16 protein-coding genes are annotated in these 20,540 nt (G+C 75.2%); 14 read left to right on the top strand and 2 right to left on the bottom strand.

Annotated elements, in window-relative coordinates:
• Positions 1-15 precede the first annotated feature (15 nt).
• The 3 genes from IF45_RS0127075 to IF45_RS0127065 all read left to right on the top strand — a co-directional run bounded on the left by IF45_RS0127075 (position 16) and on the right by IF45_RS0127065 (position 2,293).
• Positions 16-783 (top strand): NPP1 family protein, encoded by a 768-nt coding sequence (locus IF45_RS0127075; protein ID WP_008412116.1) that lies wholly within the window; start codon positions 16-18, stop codon positions 781-783.
• A gap of 324 nt (positions 784-1,107) precedes the next feature.
• Positions 1,108-1,668, top strand: coding sequence for a hypothetical protein (locus IF45_RS0127070; protein WP_008412119.1), 561 nt, complete (start codon positions 1,108-1,110; stop codon positions 1,666-1,668).
• Between the two features lie 25 nt (positions 1,669-1,693).
• Positions 1,694-2,293: a hypothetical protein gene (locus tag IF45_RS0127065; RefSeq protein WP_003950311.1), complete on the top strand. Its 600-nt coding sequence runs from the start codon at positions 1,694-1,696 to the stop codon at positions 2,291-2,293.
• Positions 2,294-2,370: 77 nt separating this feature from the next.
• Here IF45_RS0127065 and IF45_RS0127060 read toward each other — a convergent pair whose 3' ends face one another.
• Positions 2,371-2,928, bottom strand: a complete 558-nt coding sequence (locus tag IF45_RS0127060) for a GNAT family N-acetyltransferase (RefSeq protein ID WP_030310061.1) — start codon at positions 2,926-2,928, stop codon at positions 2,371-2,373.
• A 118-nt stretch (positions 2,929-3,046) separates the two neighbouring features.
• Between IF45_RS0127060 and IF45_RS0127055 the strand changes: the two genes are divergently transcribed.
• The gene (locus IF45_RS0127055; protein ID WP_015507257.1) at positions 3,047-3,598 is read left to right on the top strand and encodes a TetR/AcrR family transcriptional regulator; all 552 of its coding nucleotides are present in this window, start codon (positions 3,047-3,049) and stop codon (positions 3,596-3,598) included.
• A gap of 19 nt (positions 3,599-3,617) precedes the next feature.
• Here the strand turns inward: IF45_RS0127055 and IF45_RS0127050 are convergent, their stop codons facing one another.
• Positions 3,618-5,213, bottom strand: coding sequence for an MFS transporter (locus IF45_RS0127050; protein ID WP_030310059.1), 1,596 nt, complete (start codon positions 5,211-5,213; stop codon positions 3,618-3,620).
• Between the two features lie 475 nt (positions 5,214-5,688).
• Between IF45_RS0127050 and IF45_RS0127045 the strand changes: the two genes are divergently transcribed.
• From IF45_RS0127045 to IF45_RS0127000, 10 genes are read left to right on the top strand one after another with little or no spacing between them, the layout of a single operon-like run.
• The gene (locus IF45_RS0127045) at positions 5,689-5,922 is read left to right on the top strand and encodes a hypothetical protein (protein ID WP_003950315.1); all 234 of its coding nucleotides are present in this window, start codon (positions 5,689-5,691) and stop codon (positions 5,920-5,922) included.
• Positions 5,923-5,930: 8 nt separating this feature from the next.
• Complete coding sequence (locus IF45_RS0127040; protein ID WP_030310057.1) at positions 5,931-7,817, top strand: AfsR/SARP family transcriptional regulator; 1,887 nt, start codon at positions 5,931-5,933, stop codon at positions 7,815-7,817.
• 6 nt (positions 7,818-7,823) lie between these two features.
• Positions 7,824-10,046, top strand: coding sequence for a TOMM precursor leader peptide-binding protein (locus IF45_RS0127035; RefSeq protein ID WP_030310054.1), 2,223 nt, complete (start codon positions 7,824-7,826; stop codon positions 10,044-10,046).
• Positions 10,036-11,988 carry a TOMM precursor leader peptide-binding protein gene (locus tag IF45_RS0127030; protein WP_030310052.1) on the top strand — a complete coding sequence of 651 codons (1,953 nt, stop codon included), beginning with the start codon at positions 10,036-10,038 and terminating at the stop codon, positions 11,986-11,988. The genes IF45_RS0127035 and IF45_RS0127030 overlap by 11 nt, the downstream gene beginning before the upstream one ends.
• A 52-nt stretch (positions 11,989-12,040) precedes the next feature.
• Positions 12,041-13,648 carry a SagB family peptide dehydrogenase gene (locus IF45_RS0127025; RefSeq protein WP_030310050.1) on the top strand — a complete coding sequence of 536 codons (1,608 nt, stop codon included), beginning with the start codon at positions 12,041-12,043 and terminating at the stop codon, positions 13,646-13,648.
• A 26-nt stretch (positions 13,649-13,674) separates the two neighbouring features.
• Positions 13,675-16,410, top strand: coding sequence for a lantibiotic dehydratase (locus tag IF45_RS0127020; RefSeq protein WP_242536788.1), 2,736 nt, complete (start codon positions 13,675-13,677; stop codon positions 16,408-16,410).
• Positions 16,407-17,474 carry a lantibiotic dehydratase C-terminal domain-containing protein gene (locus IF45_RS0127015; RefSeq protein ID WP_030310046.1) on the top strand — a complete coding sequence of 356 codons (1,068 nt, stop codon included), beginning with the start codon at positions 16,407-16,409 and terminating at the stop codon, positions 17,472-17,474. The genes IF45_RS0127020 and IF45_RS0127015 overlap by 4 nt, the downstream gene beginning before the upstream one ends.
• Complete coding sequence (locus IF45_RS0127010) at positions 17,471-18,598, top strand: metalloprotease (RefSeq protein ID WP_030310044.1); 1,128 nt, start codon at positions 17,471-17,473, stop codon at positions 18,596-18,598. Before IF45_RS0127015 ends, IF45_RS0127010 begins: the two co-directional genes overlap by 4 nt.
• Before the next feature lie 51 nt (positions 18,599-18,649).
• Positions 18,650-19,597, top strand: a complete 948-nt coding sequence (locus tag IF45_RS0127005; RefSeq protein WP_003950322.1) for an ABC transporter ATP-binding protein — start codon at positions 18,650-18,652, stop codon at positions 19,595-19,597.
• A gap of 46 nt (positions 19,598-19,643) precedes the next feature.
• Positions 19,644-20,399, top strand: coding sequence for an ABC transporter permease (locus tag IF45_RS0127000; protein WP_003950323.1), 756 nt, complete (start codon positions 19,644-19,646; stop codon positions 20,397-20,399).
• Positions 20,400-20,540: the final 141 nt, after the last annotated feature.

Here is a 20,540-nt window from a genome sequence, read left to right as displayed (position 1 = left end):
CCTCAGGAGGACGTCTTGAATACGGGTTCCCGCATCCGCAGAGCCGCGTTCACCCTCACCGCCGCCACCGGGCTCGTCCTCGCCCTGGCCGGCAGCGCGCACGCCGACCCGCCCGCCGCACTGCCGGCCAGTGCCGACGCGCTGGAGCAGACGTACCAGCCGGCCTACGACTACGACACCGACGGCTGCTACGCCACCCCCGCCATCGGCCCCGACGGCACCCTCAACGGCGGCCTCAACCCCTCCGGCGCCCTCAACGGGCAGTGCCGGGACGCCTGGGACCTCGACAACACCAACACCTACTCCCGCGCCAAGTGCGACGGCGACTGGTGCGCGATCCTCTACGGCTCGTACTTCGAGAAGGACCAGGCGGTCGCGGGGAGCGGGCTCGGCGGGCACCGGCACGACTGGGAGCACGTGGTGGTCTGGGTCAACGGCGGCGAGGCCCGGTACGTGGCCACCTCGGCGCACGGCGGCTTCACGGTGCACGACCGCGACGCGATCCGCTGGGACGGCAGCCACCCGAAGATCGTCTACCACAAGGACGGCGCCAGCACCCACTGCTTCCGCGCCGCCAACGGCAACGACGAGCCGCCGGAGAACCACCAGGGCACCTGGCAGTACCCGGCCCTCGTCGGCTGGGAGGGCTACCCCGCCGGGCTGCGCGACAAGCTGAGCCAGCACGACTGGGGCAGCGCCAACTTCGGCCTGAAGGACGCCAGTTTCGGCTCCCACCTGGAGAAGGCGAAGCCCTCGGGGATCGACTTCGACCCGTACGCCTGAGGGGGCGCCTGCTGCCGCGTCCGGCACTCGGTGATGCGCGCCGGGTGTCGGACGCGGCAGGCGCGCATGGGTCGCGTGGCTTCTCTCAGCAGGCGTCCGCCGAGAGAAGGCGGCGGAAAGAGGCAAATGCGAAATGCTGGTGCAGGGTCGAGTAATTTCCCTCATGTGCTCATCGCCAGCTCAAATGAAGCTCAGTGGTCCCGGGATTGCTTGACCTTGCGTGTGGTCCGCACGTAGTTTTTCGAGTAACGAACGGCCTGCCTGACCAGTGGGCTGATGAGATCCGGGGGAAATGTGAATCGCGTAATAAAGTCCTGCTCGCTCATGGGTGCTGCGGCAATTCTGCTCGCGGGTGCCGGAATCGCGTCTGCCGCGCCGGGGTCCGTGCCCTCTGACGCGAAGCCCTCCGGCTATGTTCCGGACGGGTTCTTCAAGCCCGCGGAGAGCACCGTGGTGATGCGGTCCGGTGGGGAGACGCCACTGCCTGAGCAGCCGGGTGAGATCGGCCCCGCGGCGAGCGGGTACGCCTTGAAGAATGTCAGTGGTCCAGGCGAAGTCTGCGGGACGACCAAGCTGCAGAAGACCAGTGGGGCCGGTAAGACGACCCTGGTGATGACCGTCTCGAAGTCCGTTTCCGCCGAGTTGAGCGCCGAGGTGTCCGTCGATGCGAAGTTCGTTTCCGGGAAGCTCGGATTCAAGGTGACCAGCACCTACGGCGTCGAGGATCAGACGCGGTATGAAGTTCCCAAGGGGAAGTACGGGTACATCGAGGCATACCCCCTTTACGACATGTGGACCTTCAATGTCTACAAGGACGGAAAGAACAAGGGGGCCAGCTGGGCCATGAAGCCGGTCGGCGTATGCTTCAACCAGTGGACGGAATAAGGGCGACGAGATCAGAGGGAAGCTGATGGCCCGGATGATGCGGCTCCTGGCCGCCGGTGTCACGCTGGGTCTGGCGTGTGCGGCTTGTGCGACGCCCGAGGCGGAACCTGTCCGTTCCTCCAGTGCTGCCGATCCCGGCGAGCTGGCGCGACTGCCCGAGGTCGATGTGGCGGGTGATCCCTTCTCGGGAATGGATGTCACCACGCCTGAACCCGCCAGGCGCATCATCGGCGAGGTGATCGCCGACGGGGAGAGGATCATCCTCTACACCCAAGGGCGCAAGTGCGGCCTGGTGGCTCTCCCCGAGAAGGAAGCGGAGGCGGGGCAGGTGTCGCTGCAGCTTCTGAGCGCATGGCCGAAGGCCGAAGGCGAGGGGAGTGGCGTGCTGCCGGGCGGGCCCTACATGAGGACGTCGGGGTACGGCTCGGGTGAAGACCGCGCGTGGGCGGAGCTTTCCTGCGGGAAGGATGTCGCCGCCGTCCGGTATCTGCCCGCCGGTGCGGCCGAAGGCGTGCGGCACGAGGGGGCGGTGTCCGTGCGGGTGAGCGGTACGGACGGGCGCCTTTCGATCGCGGCCGGCTCGGCCGCGAACCGGAGCAAGGTGTTGTCCGCCCTCGCTTCGTGAGGCGAAGCGGATCGGGGGGCGTCGCTGAGGCGGCGCCCCCCGGCTCTTTCGGTCCGCTCTCTGCTCGGCGTGCATCGTCAGTGCGTTCCCGCCCGCGCCTCCCACTCCCACGCCAGCACCGACCACACCTCGATGTCGAGGCGCTCCCCCCGGTACGAGGAGCTTTCGCGCAGCGTGCCGTCGAGGGTCATGCCGAGGCGCTGGGCGGCGGCGCGGCTGCGGGTGTTGCGGGGGGTGGTCCTCCATTCCGCGCGGTGCAGGCCGCGGGTGGTGAAGGCGTGGGCCAGGAGGTGGCGGGCGGCGGCGGTGACGAGGCCGTGGCCCTCGCCCGCCGGCTCCGACCAGACGCCGATCTCGCAGGTGCCGGCGGCGGCGTCGAAGTGGACGAACATCACGCCGCCGACCAGGGTCCCCTCGCGCCAGATGCCGAAGATGCGGCCCCGGTCCGCCGCCTGCTTGTCGGCGTACGACTGGAGGGTGGCGCGGGCCGAGTCGAGGTCGGTGGAGTAGGTGGCCCAGGGGATCCACGGGTCGGTGTGGGCGCGGGCCCGGTCGATGTGGGCCAGGAACTCGGGGGCCTGCCAGGGTTCCAGGGGGCGCAGCTCGGCGCCGGGGGCGAGGGGTATGGCGTACACGGCGGGTCCTGGGGCTAGGGGGCGAGTGGTACGTAACAAGCGTTGGGTATGTACCGTACCGGGTATGACGCCAGCTCGTGGGGACCATGACGCACGCCGGGAGGATGTTTCCGAGGCGGTGTGGCGGGTGCTGGCCGCGCGGGGGTTCGGGGGGCTGACGCTGCGGGCGGTGGCGGGCGAGATGGGGGCCACGACGGGGCTGGTCACGCATTACTTCCCGAGCAAGCGGGCGCTGGTGCGGCACGCGCTGGAGGTGCTGGACCGGCGGTCGGCCGGGCGGCCGCGTCCGGCGGAGGAGCGGGTGGGACAGGCGTCGGGGCTGGTGCGGCTGCGGGCGGTGCTGCTCGACGTGCTGCCGCTCGACGGGCCGGGGGCGGCGAACAACCGGATCTGGGTCGGCTCCTGGGATGTGGCACTGGCCGATCCGGAGCTGGCGGCGGAGCACGCGGCGCGGTACCGGCGGGCCCGGGAGCGGATGGCCGGGTACGTCGCCGAGGCCCAGCGGGCGGGGGAGCTGCCCGCCGGGCCGGACGCCGGGGACGTGGCGGCGGCCGCGCAGAGTTTCGTGCTGGGGCTGGTCGTGCAGGCCCTGTTCGCGCCGGAGGAGTTCCCGCCCGTCCGGCAGGTCGCGCTGGTCGACGGCTACCTGGCGGGGCTGGCGGCCGGCTGACCGGACGGGCGGGCGGGGGTCAGGCCCGTTCGGCGGAGGCGGGGCCGGTGTGCTCCTCGCGTACCGGGAAGCGGCGCGGGGCCAGGGTGAGCAGGAGGACGAAGGCGGCGGCGCCCGCGCAGGCCGCGCCGAGGTGGACCGTCTCGACGGCCGAGGCGACGGCGCGGCGCAGGGTGTCGGCGGTCGCGGCGTCCATGGCGCCCGGCTCGTCCAGGGCGCGGGCGACCGCGTCGAGGTCGCCGGAGGAGTTGCCGAGGCGGGCGGTGAGGACGGCGTTGGCGACGGCGCCGAAGAGGGCGGCGCCGAGGGTCTGGCCGATCTGGCGGCAGAAGAGGACCGAGGCGGTGGTGGTGCCGCGCTCCTCCCAGCCCACGGTGGACTGGACGCCGACGATCAGCGGCAGCTGGAAGAGGCCGAGGGCGGCGCCGAGCGCCAGCATCAGCAGGGCGGGCTGCCAGCCGCTGCCCGGGTACGGCAGCAGCGGGAAGGCCAGCAGGACGAGGGTGGCCCCGCCGACGCCGACGAGGGCGGTGTCGCGGAAGCCGATGCGCCGGTAGACGTGCTGGCTGAGGGCGGCCGCCAGCGGCCAGGAGAGCGTCATCACGGAGAGGACGAACCCGGCGGCGACCGGCGCGAGGCCGAGGACGGACTGGGCGTACGTCGGGAGGAAGACGGTCGGGGCGACCATCAGCAGGCCGAGGCAGCCGAGGGCGAGGTTGACGGCGGCGATGGTGCGGCGGCGCCAGACCCAGCCGGGGAGGACCGGGTCGGCGGCCCGGCGTTCGATCAGGACCGTGGCGGCGGCCAGCACGGCTCCGGTACCGAAGAGGGCGAGGGAGGGCGGCGAGAGCCAGCCCCAGGCGACGCCGCCCTGGACCAGCGCGGTGAGCAGCACGGCGCCGCAGCAGAAGATGGAGAGCGCGCCCGCCCAGTCGATCCGGGGGCGCGGCCCGGTCCGCTCGCGGAGGGGTTCGTGCAGGTGGCGGACGATGAGCCAGAGGGCGACGGCGCCGACGGGCAGGTTGACGAGGAAGATCCACCGCCAGTCGGCGTAGGTGGCGAGGAGCCCGCCGAGGCCGGGGCCCGCGACGGCGGAGAGCGCCCAGACGGTGGAGAGCCGCGCCTGGATCTTGGGGCGTTCCTTGAGCGGGTACAGGTCGGCGGCGAGGGTCTGCACCGTGCCCTGGAGGGCGCCGCCGCCCAGCCCCTGGACGACGCGGAAGGCGATCAGCGAGGTCATGTCCCAGGCGAGCGCGCAGAGCAGCGAGCCGAGGAGGAAGAGGACCGAGCCCATGATGAGGACCGGCTTGCGGCCGAGGGTGTCGGAGAGCTTGCCGTAGACCGGGAGGGTCACGGTGACGGCGAGCAGGTAGCCGGCGAAGAGCCAGGAGAAGTACGAGAAGCCGCCGAGGTCGCCGACGATCTGCGGGACGGCGGTGGAGACGATGGTGCCGTCCAGCGCCGCCAGCGCCATGGAGAGCATGAGGGCGGCGACGACGGCGCCGCGCCGGGCGTCCGGGGCCGGGGCTGCGGGCGGAGTGGCCCCGGGCTCCCCGGGGCGGGGGCCGCGCGGGCGGGGCAGGTCGGGCGTGCCGGATGCGGGGCCCTCGTTCACGGTCGTCCTCTCCTCACGTGCGGGAGGCGGCGACTCCGTTCCCCCTACACCGATTCCGGGACACCTTCTCATCGGCGGGGCGCCGGCGGGGAGGGCGTCCGGCAGGCGGGCAGGCGCCCGAACGGGCGCGGGGCGGCGCCGGACGGAGCCGGTTCGGGCGGAACGCGCCGAATGCCGATCCTGGTTGCACGATGCTGCCGGAGCGGCTGCAACAAGCTGTCAACGCGCGTCCACCACGGCAGAAGTCAATGCTGGCATGGTCGGGTCAACACCGCCCGACGGCCCGTCAGGCGGGCGCCCGTGACCACGGCGTCCCGCCCCGCTTCGTACAGAGCCACGCCCCACCGCCGTACCGAGCCACCCCCCACCCTTTCCCCTCTCTCTCCGGCCCAGCCCCGGGGCGCCGTGCCGCACACCGGCGAGCCCTGTTCGCGCAGTTGCCCATGAGCCATGACCAGACTCTCCAGGGAGAACCGTGTCCGGGAACCGTAACGCCCACTGTCCGCACCCCGCCTCCTCCGTCCGCCCCCGCCGGGCGAGGGCGGTCGCCGCCCTCGCCGGGGCCGTCGCCGTGCTCGCCCTCGGGGCCGGGCAGGCCGTCGCCCAGGCGCCGGAGGCCGCTCCCGTTCCGGTGAGCCCGCTGGTCAACGGCTGGGACAGCGCTCCCGCCGATCCCGGGTACGGCAAGCTGGTCAACGGCTGGGACTAGGCGCCGGCATGCGGTTCCAGCTGCTCGGCCCGCTCTCGCTGCACGACGGCCCCGAGTCGGTCGTCCTCCAGCCCGCCAAGCCCACCGTCCTGCTGACCGCGCTGCTCCTGCACGCCAACTCCGTGGTCTCCGCCGACTACCTCCAGCGGGCCATCTGGGGGGAGGAGCAGCCGGCCACCGCCAAGGCCGCCCTCCAGACCTGTGTCCTCAGGCTCCGGCGGCTCTTCACCAAGCACGGGGTCACCGAGACACCGATCGAGGCCGTCCCCGGCGGCTACCGCATCACCGCCGGTCCGCACACCCTGGACCTCATCGGGTTCCGGGAGCGGGTCCGGCGGGCCGCCGCCCTCACCCACGACCCGCAGGCCGAACTGGCCGCCCTGCGCGACGCGCTGGCGCTCTGGCAGGGCCCGCTCCTCGCCAACGTCCGCTCCGACCTGCTCCACCGCGACGAGGTGCCCCGCCTCGCCGAGGAACGGCTGCGCGCCGTGGAACGGCTCTGCGGCCTCCACCTGCGGCTCGGGCGGTGCGGGGAGGCGCTGGGCGACCTGTGGGAGGTGACCCGCGCCCACCCCGGCCACGAGCGGTTCCACGAGCAGCTGGTCGAGGCGCTGTACCGGACCGGCCGCCAGGCCGAGGCGCTCGCCGAGTACCGGCGCGTCAAGGAGTACCTGCTCCAGGAACTCGGGGTCGACCCGGGCGCCGCCCTCCAGCGGCTCGAACTGGCCATCCTGCGCGGCGACACCCTCGACGCCGGGCCCGCCGGGGAGGAGGACGGCCGCCCGGCCGCGCTCCCGGAGGCGCCCGCCGCGCCCGGACCCGAGGAGCCCGGCCTGGTCACCCCGCTCACCCCGGTCCCCGACTTCACCGGGCGCGCCGCCGAGGTGGCCGCGCTCACCTCCCACCTCACCGCCGACACCGCCCACCGGCCCGGCGGCCCGCTCACCGTCGTCCTCTCCGGCGCCCCCGGCATCGGCAAGTCGGCGCTGGCCCGGCACGTCGCCACCCAGCTCGCCGACCGCTTCCCCGGCGGCCGGCTGCTGATCCGCCTGACCGGCCCGGACGGGCGTCCCTACGACCCGCAGACCGTCGCCGGACAGCTCACCCGCGCCCTGGCGGACCGCCCGCCCGGCAGCCCCACCCTGCTGGTCCTGGACGACGCGGCCGGCGCCGACCAGGTACGGCCGCTGCTCGCCGCCTGTACGGGCGGGGCCGTCGTGGTCACCAGCCGGCGCGGCCTCGCCGGGCTGGTCGCCACCCACGGCGGGCGCGTGGTGCGGCTCGGGCCGTTCCGCCCGGCCGAGTCGCACGCCCTGCTCCGCTCCGTCCTCGGCGCCGAACGCGTCGACGCCGAACCGGACGAGGCCCGCCGTATCGCCGAGGGGTGCGGCCACCACCCGCTGGCCCTGCGCATCATGACGGCCCGGCTGCTGACCCGCCCCGGGCTCGGCCTCGCCGACTCCGCCCGCTGGCTCGGCCCCGACCAGGCCGGACGGCTCGCCCTCACCGACGCCCCCGGGCTCTCCGTGCCCGAGGTGCTGGGGGAGGCGCTGGCCCGGCTCGACCCCCCGCTCGCCGACGCCTTCCCGCGGGTCGCCGCGCTCGGGCCGGCCTGCGGGGCCGAGGAGGCCGCACCCGCGCTCGGGCTCGGTGAGGCCGAGACCGAACAGCTCCTCGACCGGCTCGCCGACGCCGGGTTCCTGGAGGAGGGACCGCCCGGCCCGTACCGCACGCTGCCGCTGCTGCGGGCCTGGGCGCGCGGGCGGGGCCGCGCCCCCACCACGTCCGCCTCGCACCCGCAAAGCCCCGACCCCGCCCACACCGGGCGGTGCCCCCACTGCCGTACCGCCCGCGCGCACCGCCCTGAACTCCCGCGCCCCGCAGAGAAGGTGTGACCCCTGATGGCCGACTCCACCACCGAACCCGCCCCGGCGACCGCCCCCGCCGCCGACGCCTTCGACGCGCTCGCCGCCACCCGGCCCCGGGTCCGCCGCGACGTGCTCTTCACCCAGACCCCCGGCGGGGTCCTCTTCCACAACGCCGACGGCGGCTTCCACCTCACCGGCCGCACCGCCTACCGGTTCGCCGCCCTCGTCCTGCCGCACCTGACCGGGCGCCACCGGCTCGACGAGGTGTGCGCCGGGTTCGGCCCGGCCCAGCGGGCGATGGCCGCCGAACTGGTCCGCACCCTCTACGCCCGCGACTTCGCCCGCGACATCCCCGAGGCCGACGCGCTGAGACCGGCGCCGGAGGACGCCGCCGGGCAGCGGTTCGCCGCGCAGATCGCCTACATCGACCACTACACCGACGCGGCCCCCGACCGGTTCGCCCGCTACCGGGCCGCCCGCGTCGCCGTCCTCGGCACCGACGAGACCGCCCGCTGGGTCGCCCTCGGCCTGGTCCGCAACGGCTGCGGAACGGTCGGGCTGGCCGCCGACTTCCCCGACGTGACCGGTGAGGCCGACCAACTCGCCGAAGAGGGCTGCCCGGTGAGCCTGAACCGGCTGCCCGACCCCGCCGAGGGGCCCGGCTGGGCGGCGCTGGACGGGTACGAGGTCGTCGTGGTCACCGGACCCGGCGCGGCCGGGCTCACCCACCGCCTGCTCACCGAGGGCGTCCCCGAGGGCCGCACCCTGCTGCCGGCCTGGGCCTTCGGCGAGCGGCTGGTCATGGGCCCGCTCACCACCGGCGCCGACGCCGCGAGCGCCACCGGCGGCTGCTGGTCCTGTGCACTGCTCCGCCTCGGCGCGAACGTCGACGCGGGCACCGCCGCCGCCCTGTGGAGCGAGGTGGCGGGCGGCGCCCGGAGCCTGGACGCGGGCGCGCCGGGGCCGCTGACCGGGCCGGTCGCCGCGATGGCCGGCAACCTCCTCGCGTACGAGGTGTTCCGGCTGACCAGCGGGGTGCAGCCGGCCGAGACGCGCGGGCAGGTGCTCATCCAGGACCTCTCCTCGCTGGACGTCCTCGCCGAACCCGTGCCCCCGCACCCGCGCTGCCGCCACTGCGCCCCCTCCGGAGTCCCGGTGACCTCGCCCGGGACCCCGGAGGTCCCCCGTACGCCGAGTGTGGCCGGGGCCGAGGAGGCCCAGGAGGTGGTGGACGCGCTCAACGCCACCGCGAGCGCGCTGGTCCGCCCGCACACCGGGGTCTTCACCCGCTTCGACGACGACGACCTCACCCAGACCCCGCTCAAGGTCAGCCGCGTCGAACTCGCCCTGCCCGACGGCACGGTGCGCGCCGTGACCGCCGCCGACATCCACCACCTCGCCGGGGCCCGGACCCGCGCCCTGCACCGGGCCGCCGTCCTGTACGTCGACCACACCGTGCCGGCGCCGCCGGCGGGGGAGGAGCACGGCGCACCCGTCGCACCGGCCTCCCTCGCCACCTTCGGCGGGACCGACGCCACCCCGGCCACCGCCTGGACCCCCGCGCTCTCGCTGCGTACCGGTGAGCCGCACCGCGTGCCCGTCCCGGCCGCCCGGCCCTTCGGCCCGCACAACCGGCTCCGGACGCACCTGGCCGCCACCGCCGGTGCGGGCGCCGGGAGTTCGGCCGCCGAGGCGGCCGGGGCCGCGCTGCTCGCCGCCCTCGCCCACACCGCCGTGCTGGACGCCGTCCGGGGCAGGGCGGCCGTGCCGCTCGCCCAGGACGCGGCGGGCGACGCCGAGCTGGAGTTCCTGCACAAGACCGCCGCCGCGCTCGGCCTCGGCGTGGAACTGCTCGACCTGACCGGCGACGGGCCCGCCCCCGTCGTCCTCGCCCGCGAGCCCGGCGGCCGCTGGGCCGTCGCCGCCGACCTCACCCGGCGCGAGGCGGCCCGCGCCGCCCTGCGCGACCTGCTGGGCGACGCCCAGCTCGCCGCCGAGACCGGCCAGGAGCCCGACTCCGGCGACCCCTTCGTCACCGACCTGGCGCCCGCCGCGCTCGCCCTCGCCGGGGAGCCGGGCGGCCCGCTCGACGCCGCCACCACCTTCCCCGAGATCCTGGCCCGCCTCGGGGAGGCCGGCCGGGATGCCCTGTACCTGGACACCACCCCGGCCGACCTCGCCACCGGCCGGCTTGCCACCGCCCGGGTCCTGCTGACCGTGGCCGCCCCCGCCGAGGACGGCACCGATGCCCGCTGACACCCTCGACCAGGCGGCCGGAGCGCCCGGCCACGCCGCCGCCGACCCGGTCGCCGCCTTCGCCGCCCGGCTGCACCGGGCGCTGGCCGCCCACGCCACGCCCGTCCCCCTCGACCTCGCCCCGCTCGGCGTCCACGACGCCTTCCGGGCGCCGCTCGCCGCGTCCGAGGCGGGGGCCGTGCCGGTGCGGCTCTACGGGCGGCAGGCCGTGGTCGGGCCCTTCCCCGGGGAGTGGGAACAGCCCTGCGCCCGCTGCCTGGAGCGGCGGTGGCAGGCGGTGCGCAGTGTGACGCTGCGGGAGGCGCTGGAGCTGGGGTCCGGGACGCGGGCGGCGGGGGAGAACCCGTACCTGACGGTGTTCGGGGCCGAGGCGGTGGCCGGGCTGATCGCGGCCCGGCTCGGCGGGCGCGGACCGGAGACGGGGGCGTTCGCCGCCGTGCACCTGGTCGACCTCCAGACGCTGCGGACCCGGCACTACCCGCTCGTCCCCGACCCGGAGTGCCCGCGCTGCTCGGTCGCCGAGGAGGACACCGCCGAGGCAGCCACGCTCACCCTGGGGCCCGCGCCCAAGCACCGGCCCGGCAGCTTCCGCGTCCGCGACCTCGCCACCTACGAGCTGCCGATCCAGCCGTACGCCAACCCGCTCTGCGGCTCGCTCGGGCCCTCCGTCGTGCAGGACGTCTCCTCCGGGTCGACCTCCGCCACGGTGGGCTGCTTCTCGATGCGCTCCGGCGACTACCTCCGCGAGACCTTCTGGGGCGGCCACGCCGACACCTTCGGGCAGAGCCTGCGCATCGGCGTCCTGGAGGGCCTGGAGCGGTACGCCGGGATGCGGTCGCGGGCGAAGAAGGCCGAGGTCCGGGCCTCGCTCGACCAGCTCGTGGCACGCGGGGAGCAGGTGGTGGACCCGCGCGTGGTGGGGCTGTACGACGAGGCGTTCCACGCCGCCAACCCGCACGTGCCGCCCTTCACCACCGGCCGCGAGATCCCCTGGGTGTGGGGGTACTCGCTGCGCGACGAACGCCCGGTCCTCGTCCCCGAGGTGCTCACCTACTACCACGCCCCCGGGCTGGAGAACCGGTTCGTCCAGGAGTCCTCCAACGGCTGCGCCACCGGCGGCTGCCTGGAGGAGGCCGTCTACTGCGGGCTCATGGAGGTCGTCGAGCGGGACGCCTTCCTGCTCGCCTGGTACGGGCGGGCCGCCCTGCCCGAGATCGACCCCGCGACCAGCACCAGCGCCGCCACCCGGCACATGGTCGACCGGCTCGCGATGTACGGCTACGAGGCCCGGTTCTTCGACACCCGGATCACCTTCCCGATCCCGGTCGTCACCGGCGTCGCCGTCCGCCCCGACGGCGGGCCGGGCCGGATGTGCTTCGGCGCGGGGGCCGGGCTCGACCCCGAGGCGGCCGTCGCGGGCGCCCTCTGCGAGATCGCCACCGACGCCGTCAACCTGCCCGGCCGCACCCGGCGCGACGAGGCCCGGCTGCGCGCCATGGCCACCGACTTCCACCGCGTCGAGGCGCTCCACGACCACCCGCTCGCCTACGGCATCCCCGAGATGGGCGACCACGCCGACTTCCTCCTCGGCGCCCCCGGCACCCCGCGCCCGCCGAAGCGCTCCGTCGCCGAGCTGTACGGCGACGGCTCGCTGCCGCCCGTCTCCGACGACCTGCGGGACGACCTCGCCCGGTGCGTGGACGCCGTCACCGGCGCCGGCTTCGACGTGGTCGTCGTCGACCAGACCATGCCCGAACAGCGGGCGCTGGGCCTGAGGACCGTCAGCGTCCTCGTCCCCGGCCTGCTCCCCATCGACTTCGGCTGGACCCGCCAGCGCGCCCTCGGCATGCCCCGCCTGCGCACCGCCCTGCGCGAGGCGGGCCTCGCCGGCCGCGACCTCACCGACGCCGACCTCAACCCCGCCCCGCACCCCTTCCCCTGACCGGGAACCCGACGCCACCAGCCAGCCGCCCCGACAAGCCAGGGAGCCTTCCGTGGGGTACGCCTACGACTACGCCGCCGCCATCATGCGGCGCGGCCGGGTCCACATGGAGCCGGTCGACCACGTGCCGAACTGGGCCGACGGCCCGCGCAAGACCAAGCACTACCCGGACACCGACCTGCTGCCGCTGCCCGACTCCGGCTACCCGGCGGACGCCGCCCTCGACCAGGGCCTGGACCCCGAACCCCTCGACGGGCCGGGCCACTTCGACCTCGCCGCGCTCTCCGGGATGCTCCGCGACTCCTACGGCCTGACCGGCCGCCGCCTCGGCGTCCAGGCCAACACCGACCTCGACGCCCTCCCGCACTACCCGCTCGCCAACTTCTCCCGCGGCTCGGCCTCCGGCGGCGGCCTCTACCCGGTCAGCGTCTACTGGGTCTCCGGCCCCTCCGCGCCCCTGCCGCCCGGCGTCCACCACTACGCCACCCGCCACCACGCCATGCGCCGCCTGCTCACCGGCGACGCCACCGGCGAGGTCCGCGCCGCCCTGGACGCCGCCGGGCCGGGCGCGCCGGACGGGGCCGACGCCACCGACCAGTACCTGGTCCTCTCCATCAAGTACTGGCAGAACGCCTTCAAGTACAACAGCTTCTCCTTCCACGCCGTCTCCATGGACCTCGGTGCCTGCGTGCAGACCTGGCGGCTGTGGGCCCGGGCGCGCGGGCTCGACGTGGAGCCCGCGCTCTGGTTCGACGAGGAGCGCCTCGCGCGGCTGCTCGGGGTGCGGACCGAGGAGGAGGGGATCTTCGCCGTGGTGCCACTGCGGTGGCAGGGGGCCACCGGGGCCGCCGCGGCCCCGGCCACCCCGTTCGCCGTGCGCCACCGGGACGTGGAGCGCTCCCGCACCGTCCTCACCTTCGAGGCCGTCACCGCCATGCAGGCCGCCACCGCCGAAGGCGCCCTCGACCGGCCCGCCCCCGGCGCCCTCGCCCCGGCCGCCGCCCACCCGGCCGGCCCGGCCCTGCCCGAGGCGCCGCTGCCGGCCGCGACCCCGCTCACCACCGACGTGCGGACCGCCCTGCGCCGGCGCCGCAGCAGCTTCGGCCGGTTCGACGCCTCCCGCCCGCTCGCCGCCGCCGACCTCGCCGCCCTCTGCCGGGCCGCCACCGACGGTTCGTACCTCGGCGGGGACACCGGCACCGGCGCCGGGGGCGAACGCCTCGCCGGGCTGTACGTCTTCGTCAACCACGCCGAGGACGTCGCCCCCGGCGCGTACGCCTACGACCCCGGGGCGGGCACCCTGCGCCTGGTCAAGGAGGGCGCCCCCGGGCCCTTCCTCCAGAAGAACTACTTCCTCTCCAACTACAACCTGGAGCAGGCCGGGGTGGTGCTGGTGCCGACCGTGCGCACCACCGCCGTGCTCGACGCGGTCGGCGACCGGGGGTACCGGCTGGTCAACGCCACCATCGGCGCCGTCGCCCAGTCCGTCTACACCGCCGCCGCCGCGCTCGACGTGGGCTGCGGGGTGGCGCTCGGCTTCGACAACATCTCGTACATCGAGGAACTGGGCCTGGAGGCCACCGGCGAGGCCCCGCTGCTGATCATGATGGCCGGCCACGAACGGCCCGCCCCCGCCGACTACCGCCACGAGCTGACGTGACCTCCGGAAGGGGCACCCCCGCCGTCATGCCCGCACCCGACGCCCCCGGCCCGCGCCCCGGCCGCCCCAGGGAAGCCTTCGTCCTGCGCACCGCCGGGCTGCCCGTCGAGACGGTCCGCCCGCTGCGCGCCCCGGGCGCCCGCCGCTGGGCCGACGACGTGCTCGACGCCGCCGCCCGCCTCACCGCCGACGGCGAGGCCCTCGGCGACCTTCTCCACCCGCTGATCGGCGGGCTGGAGGACGAGGCCGAACGCCGGGCCCTGCTGAAACTCCGCCGCGAGGTCTTCAACAACCGGCTCCCCAAGGACCCCGAGGCCGCCCGCGCCCTGGTCGCCGCCCGCGACCCGCGCGCCGCCGAGGCGCTGGCCGGCTGGCTGGAGCGGCGGGCCGCGCTGGCCGCCCGCGAGGCCGAGGGCGCCGGGCTGCTCGCCTCCGAGACGGCCCGCGCCCGCGCCGCCCTCTGCGCGGCGGCCGGCCAGGACCGGCTCCGCAGGGGCCTGCTGCTCGCCTCGCCGACCCTGGACGCCGGGCTCGACGCATACGTCCGGCGCACCGCCGCCGACCCGGCCGCCACCCCGGACAAGAAGCACCGCAAGATCGAACGGTCGCTGCTGTCCTACCTGTACCGGACCGCCTGCAAGACGAGCCCCTTCTCCACCTTCACCGGGGTCGGGCTCGGCACCTTCACCGACGGGGAGCCGCACGCGGGCCCCGGCGCCTTCCCGCTGGCCGTCGCCGACGCCTGGCCGACCGCCGCCCGGCTCAACACCGCCGCCGTCGGCCGGCTCGCCGCCACCGTCCTGGCCGACCCGGGCCGCCGCGCCGACCTGCCCGTCACCGTCGCCTCCGGGTGGGGGCGCGAGGCCGACCGGGTGCGGTACGTGCGGCGCTGGGTCACCGAGGGCGACGAGGCCACCGCCGTCACCTTCGACTCCGTCAAGGACCGCCTCTTCTACCTCCGCCGCAGCGGCACCCTCGACCGCCTCCTCGGCCACTTCGAGGAGCACGGCACCCTGCGGTACGGCGCCCTCTCCGCCTGGCTCGCCGCCGACCGGGACGCCACCGAGGCCGACGTCGCCCAGTACCTGGACGCGCTGCTCGCCCTCGGCCTGGTCCGGGTGCCCTGCCTCGACGTCACCGTCCACGACACCGACCCGCTGCGCGCCTTCCAGTCGGCCCTGCGCGGCGTGGGCCGCCCGTGGGCCGACCGCCTCGCCGACCGGCTGGAGCCCGCCGCGGCCTGCGTCGACAAGTTCGCCGCCGCCGAACCGGACCGCAGACGGCTCCTCCTGGAACAGCTGAGGGGCGAACTCGCCGCCGTGCAGCGGTCGCTCGGCGCCGAGCAGCACCGCGTCCCGCAGACCGTGCTCTACGAGGACTGCGCGGTCCCGGCCGACGGGCCCACCGGCCTCACCCTCTCCGCCGACCGCTGGGCCGAGGTGGCCGGGGAGCCGCTCTCCCGGCTGGAGCGGGTGCTGCCCGCCTTCGACCTGACCCTGCCGCACCGGCTTACCTTCAAGGGGTTCTTCACCGCCCGGTTCGGGCGCGGCGGGCGCTGCGACGACCTGGTCAAGCTGGTCCACGACTTCCACGAGGACTTCTTCGACCAGTACCTCTCCTTCACCGCCCAGCGCCCCGCCTTCGGCCCCGACGGCGACCCCAACCCCGAGGAGAACTGGCTCGGCCTGCCCGAGCTGAAGTCCCTGGACGCCGCCCGCGCCACCTTCCTGGCCGGGATGCGGGAACGCTGGGGCGCCCACGAGGGCGACGGCGACCTCGTCCTCGACGACGCCCTCCTCGACGCCACCGCCGCCCCGCTCGCCCCCCTCGCGCCCGCCTTCGCTCCGATGAGCCACCACGTCCAGCTCGCCGACCGCCCCGAAGGCCCGCTCGCCGTCCTCAACCGCTCCTACGGCGGCCTCTCCTTCCCCTTCAGCCGCTTCACCCACCTCTTCGAGGGCCTGGACGAGCGGCTGCTCGCCGCCGGGGCCCAGGCCGCGCCGCCCGGCGCCGTCCTCGCCGAGGTCACCGGCGGCCCCGTCACCTCCAACCTCAACCTGCACGCCCGCCTCACCGAGTACGAGATCGTCGGCCCCGGCGAGGCCGGCACCCTGGAGCCGGAGTTCCGGCTCGGCCTGGACGACCTCTTCCTCGTCCACGACGAGGAGCAGGACCGCCTCGTCCTGCGCTCCGCCCGCCTGGAGCGCGAGGTGATCCCGGTCTACCTCGGCTACCTCGTCCCGCTCGCCCTGCCCGAACTCCCGCGCACCCTGCTGCTGCTCTCCCCGACCTCCATGTCCCCGCTCAACGTCTGGGGCGGCGTCCCCGACCGCCCGCCCGTCGACGGGGTCACCCACCGGCCCCGGGTCCGCCACGGCAGCCTGGTCCTCGCCCGCCGCAGCTGGGGCGTGGACGCCCGCGACCTGCCGTTGCGCGCGCCCGGCACCGACGAGGCCGCCTGGTTCCTCGGCTGGCACCGCTTCCGCCGGGCCCACGGCCTGCCCGCGAGGGTCTACGCCACCGTCTCCGACAGCGGGGCGCGCGGCGCGACCGGCGCCAAGCCGAGCTACCTCGACCTCGACAGCCCGCTCTCGCTCGCCGCCTTCGAGGCGCTGCTCCGTACCGACAAGGCCCGCGCCGTCTTCCGTGAGGCGCTGCCCGACGAGGACGGGCTGCACGCCGCCTCGCCGCGCGGCCGGCACGTCACCGAACTGGCCGTGGAGACCCTGCCCGCCCCGACCCCCGCGAGGACCGCGCCATGACCGACCTGACCCTCACCGGCACCCGGGCCGCCACCAAGTCCGGCGCCTGGCAGGCCACCCACGTCTTCTACGCCGCCAACCCCCGCCCGTTCCTGCTCACCTGCGTGCGCCCGCTCGTCGCCGAGCTGGAGGCACAGGGGCTGATCAGCGGCTACTTCTTCATCAACTACTGGCTGGAGGGCCCGCACGTCCGGCTCCGCCTCAAGCCCGCCACCCCCCAGGCGGAGGCCGAGGTCCGCCGCCGCACCGAGGAGGCCGTCGACACCTTCCTGCGCGAACGCCCCGCGCTCTACGAGGTGGACGCCGGCTTCCTCAACGACTTCTACAACACCCTCTTCGACATCGAGTTCCCCGGCGCCGAACGCGGCCACTACACCGGCGCCGACGGCCGGATGAACATCCGCCCCAACAACAGCCGCAGCGCCGAACCGTACGAGCCCGAGTACGGCAAGTACGGCGGGCCCGCCGGGATCGAGCTGGCCGAGTGGCACTTCCGGCACTCCTCCGACCTGGTCATCGACGCCTTCGCCACCATCAACCTCCACCTGCGCACCGTGCTGCTCGGCACCTCCGCCCAGCTGATGATGGTGATGGCCGCGACCTTCCTCCCGGACAAGGCCGAACTCAACGGCTACCTCGACAGCTACTACGAGTTCTGGCACCGCGCCTTCCCCGGCACCAACTTCATCGGCACCGACGAGTACGACCGCAACTACGCCGCCCTCGCCCCCGGCCTGGGGGAGCGCTTCGCCCGCGTCCGCGCCGCCACCGACCCCGCCACCGAGGAGGCCGACAAGCCCCGGCTGCCCGGCTTCCTCGCGGGCTGGGCCGAGCACTGCGCCGAACTCAGGGAGAATGCGGAGAGGCTGACGCTCGACGGGGACCTGGTCTTCCGCTCCTGGGACGGCACCCGGGACGAGCAGGTCACCGACCCGGCCGTCGCACTGCCGCTGCTGCTCTCCCCGTACATGCACATGACCAACAACCGGCTGCACGTCACCATCCGCGACGAGGCGTACCTCTCGCACGTGCTGGGCCGGGTGCTGCGCGAGGGCGCCGCGTGAGCGCGCCCGCCGAACGGGCCGCCGTCCCCGGCTCCTACCGGCCCGCCCTGCGCGCGGGCGTGCTCGTCGGCGGGCCCCTGTACGACGGCCCGGCCACCGTCCACCTGGTTAAGGACACCGGCACCGGCCACGCCTTCAAGGTCGGCCCGCGCGAGGCGTTCCTGCTGGCCCGGATGGACGGCACCCGCGCCCTGGACGAGCTGGGCACCGAGTACGCCGCCGCCCACGGCAAGCGGCTCGGCGAGGCCCAGTGGCGCCAGCTCCTCGCCCTGCTCGGCACCCGCGGCCTGCTCGACGGCGCGCCCCGCCCGGCCGCCGCCGAGGCCGCGGCCTCGGCGGCGGCCGGGCCGCGCACCCTGTGGCGCGGCACCCTGCGCCTGGTGGCCGACGCCGACGCCACCACCGCCCGGCTCCACCGGGTGCTGCGCCCCCTGCTCCACCCGGCCGCGCTCGTCCCGCTGCTCCTGCTGGTCCTCGCGCTCCAGGCGGCCCTGGTGGTGCGCGCCGGGGAGGCGCTCGACGCCACCTGGGCGCTCTTCCGCAACCCGGTGCTCCTGGTCGCCGCCGCCACCCTGCTCTGGCTCTCCACCGCCCTGCACGAACTGGCCCACGGCGTGGTGGCCCGCCACTACGGCGGCACGGTGGCCGAGATCGGACTGCGGTGGCGGCTGCCCGTGGTCATCATGTACTGCACAGTCGACAACTACCCGTACCTTCCGACCCGTTGGGCCCGCATCGCGACGGCCGTCGCCGGAGCCGTCATGAACCTGCTCTTCCTGCTGCCGTTCGGCGCGCTCTGGCTCCTCGCCCCGCCCGACGACGCCACCCGCGACGCCTGCGCCGCCCTCGTCCTGCTCGGCACCGTGCAGGCCCTCGCCATGCTGATCCCGCTGCCGCCGCTCGACGGGTACCAGATCGCCGGGCAGCTCACCCGCACCCTGGGCCTGTTCACCGCCAGCCGCACCTATCTCGGGCTCGCCCTGCGCCGCGATGCGGCCGCCCGCGCCTACCCCGCCCCGGCCTGCCGCGCCTATGTGGCGTATCCGGCGGCCGTGCTGCTGGTCCTCGCGGGGATCGGCCTGGCCCTGTGGGCCGCCGCCCGCCATCTGCTGACCGGGAGCTGACCCCCAGCCTCCCGGACGTACACCCCGCACACCCCGATCGAGGAGCACCACATGACCCCCCAGCCCACCGACCACGACGGCGCCGTCGTCCTCGACGGTGTCCGCAAGACGTACGGGCGGACCGAGGCCGTCGCCGGGGTGACGCTCACCGTCGCCCGTGGCGAGTTCTTCGGGCTGCTCGGGCCCAACGGCGCCGGCAAGACCACCCTCGTGGAGATCATGGAGGGCCAGCGCAAGGCCGACGCCGGGACGGTCACCGTGCTCGGCCACCACCCCTGGCCCCGGGACACCGCGCTGCTCCCGCGCATCGGCGTGCAGACCCAGTCCAGCGCCTTCTTCGTCCGCCTCACCGCCCGCGAACACCTCACCACCGTCGCCGCCCTCTACCGGGTCGGCCGCGAGGCCGCCGAGAAGGCGCTCGCCCTGGTCGGCCTCACCGACCACGGCGACGTGCGGGTCGACGACCTCTCCGGCGGCCAGCGCCAGCGCCTGGCCATCGCCTCGGCCCTCGTCCACGAGCCCGAGCTGATCTTCCTGGACGAGCCGACCGCCGCCCTCGACCCGCAGGCCCGCCGCGACCTGTGGAAGGTGCTCCGGGACCTCAAGGGCGCGGGCCGCACCATCGTCTACACCACCCACCACCTGGACGAGGCCGAGGCGCTCTGCGACCGGGTCGCCATCCTGGTCGGCGGCGCCGTCCGCGCCCTCGACAGCCCCGGCCGCCTGATCGCCGCCAGCAGCGGCACCACCCGCCTGCTGGTCCCCGCCGACCGGCTCACCCCCGAACAGGGCGCCGCCCTGCCCGGCGTGCTGCGCGCCACCGCCGACGGCGACATGACGGTCCTGGAGACCGAGGACTCCGGCCCGGTCCTCGCCGCCGTCGACGCCCAGGGCGGCCTGCACGGCGTGCAGACCCGCACCCCCAGCCTGGAGGACGTCTACCTCTCCCTCACCGGCGAGGCGTCCCCCGCCCCCGACCCGGCCCCCGCCGAGAGCTGACCGGCCCCGCGCCCCCCCACCCCGCACCACACCCACGGAGAACCCCATGAGCGCCTACGCCGCCCTCAGCCAGGCCGGATACCGGGCCTACACCCGCGACAAGACCACCCTCTTCTTCACCTTCGCCTTCCCGCTGATCTTCCTCGTCGTCTTCGGCCTCATCTTCAGCGGCCAGGAGGTCGAGCAGTCCGGCCGCCCCTACATCAGCTACATCGCCCCCGGCGTCCTCTCCTGGGGCCTGGGCAACGCGGCCGTCTTCGGCGTCGGCTTCGTCCTCATGCAGTGGCGGCGCGACGACATCCTCCGCCTCATCCGGATGACCCCCACCCCCACCTCCGCCGTGCTGGCCTCCCGTTACGTGCTGGCGCTCGGCATCGGCGCCGTCCAGGCGGTTCTCTTCGTCGCCGTCGCCATGCTGCCGCCGTTCGGCCTGGAACTCTCCTCCGGCTGGCCGTACGCCTTCCTCATGCTGGTCGTCGGCGTCACCGCCTTCCTCGCCCTCGGCGTCATCGTCGGCTCCTTCACCCGCACCCCGGAGGCGGTCGCCGCCGTCGCCAACTGCGTGATGCTGCCGATGGCCTTCCTCTCCGGCTCCTTCTTCCCGCTCGACGCCATGCCCGACTGGATGCAGGCCATCTCCCGTGTCCTGCCGCTGCGTTACCTCAACGACGGTGTCTCGGCCTCCCTCACCGGCTCCGGCACCACCGGCGACATCCTGTTCTCCTGCGCCGTCCTCGCGGGCTTCGCCGTCGTCTTCACGGCCGTCGCGCTGAAGACCTTCCGCTGGTCCGACCGCACCTGACCGCCGCGCAGGCACCGGTCCTCCCGGTCCGGGCGGGGAGCGTACGCGCCCCCGCCCCGGCCCCGTGTTCCTCCCCGCCCCGGCCCGTCAGGAGCCCGCCATGCCCGCCACCCCCGCACCCGCCACCATCCCGCCCGCCCC

Origin of the sequence: Streptomyces albidoflavus (genome assembly GCF_000719955.1) — a bacterium.
Taxonomy (GTDB): Bacteria; Actinomycetota; Actinomycetes; order Streptomycetales; family Streptomycetaceae; genus Streptomyces; species Streptomyces albidoflavus.
The sequence above is the reverse complement of the archived record's forward strand: the minus strand, read 5'-3'. Positions and strand labels throughout refer to the sequence as shown.

Excerpts from the sequence above, each read along its gene's own strand:
- IF45_RS0127070 (WP_008412119.1), top strand. The coding sequence starts at position 1,108 with ATGGGTGCTGCGGCAATTCTGCTCGCGGGTGCCGGAATCGCGTCTGCC.
- IF45_RS0127065 (WP_003950311.1), top strand. The coding sequence starts at position 1,694 with ATGGCCCGGATGATGCGGCTCCTGGCCGCCGGTGTCACGCTGGGTCTG.
- IF45_RS0127040 (WP_030310057.1), top strand. The coding sequence starts at position 5,931 with ATGCGGTTCCAGCTGCTCGGCCCGCTCTCGCTGCACGACGGCCCCGAG.
- IF45_RS0127035 (WP_030310054.1), top strand. The coding sequence starts at position 7,824 with ATGGCCGACTCCACCACCGAACCCGCCCCGGCGACCGCCCCCGCCGCC.
- IF45_RS0127030 (WP_030310052.1), top strand. The coding sequence starts at position 10,036 with ATGCCCGCTGACACCCTCGACCAGGCGGCCGGAGCGCCCGGCCACGCC.
- IF45_RS0127020 (WP_242536788.1), top strand. The coding sequence starts at position 13,675 with ATGCCCGCACCCGACGCCCCCGGCCCGCGCCCCGGCCGCCCCAGGGAA.
- IF45_RS0127015 (WP_030310046.1), top strand. The coding sequence starts at position 16,407 with ATGACCGACCTGACCCTCACCGGCACCCGGGCCGCCACCAAGTCCGGC.
- IF45_RS0127005 (WP_003950322.1), top strand. The coding sequence starts at position 18,650 with ATGACCCCCCAGCCCACCGACCACGACGGCGCCGTCGTCCTCGACGGT.
- IF45_RS0127000 (WP_003950323.1), top strand. The coding sequence starts at position 19,644 with ATGAGCGCCTACGCCGCCCTCAGCCAGGCCGGATACCGGGCCTACACC.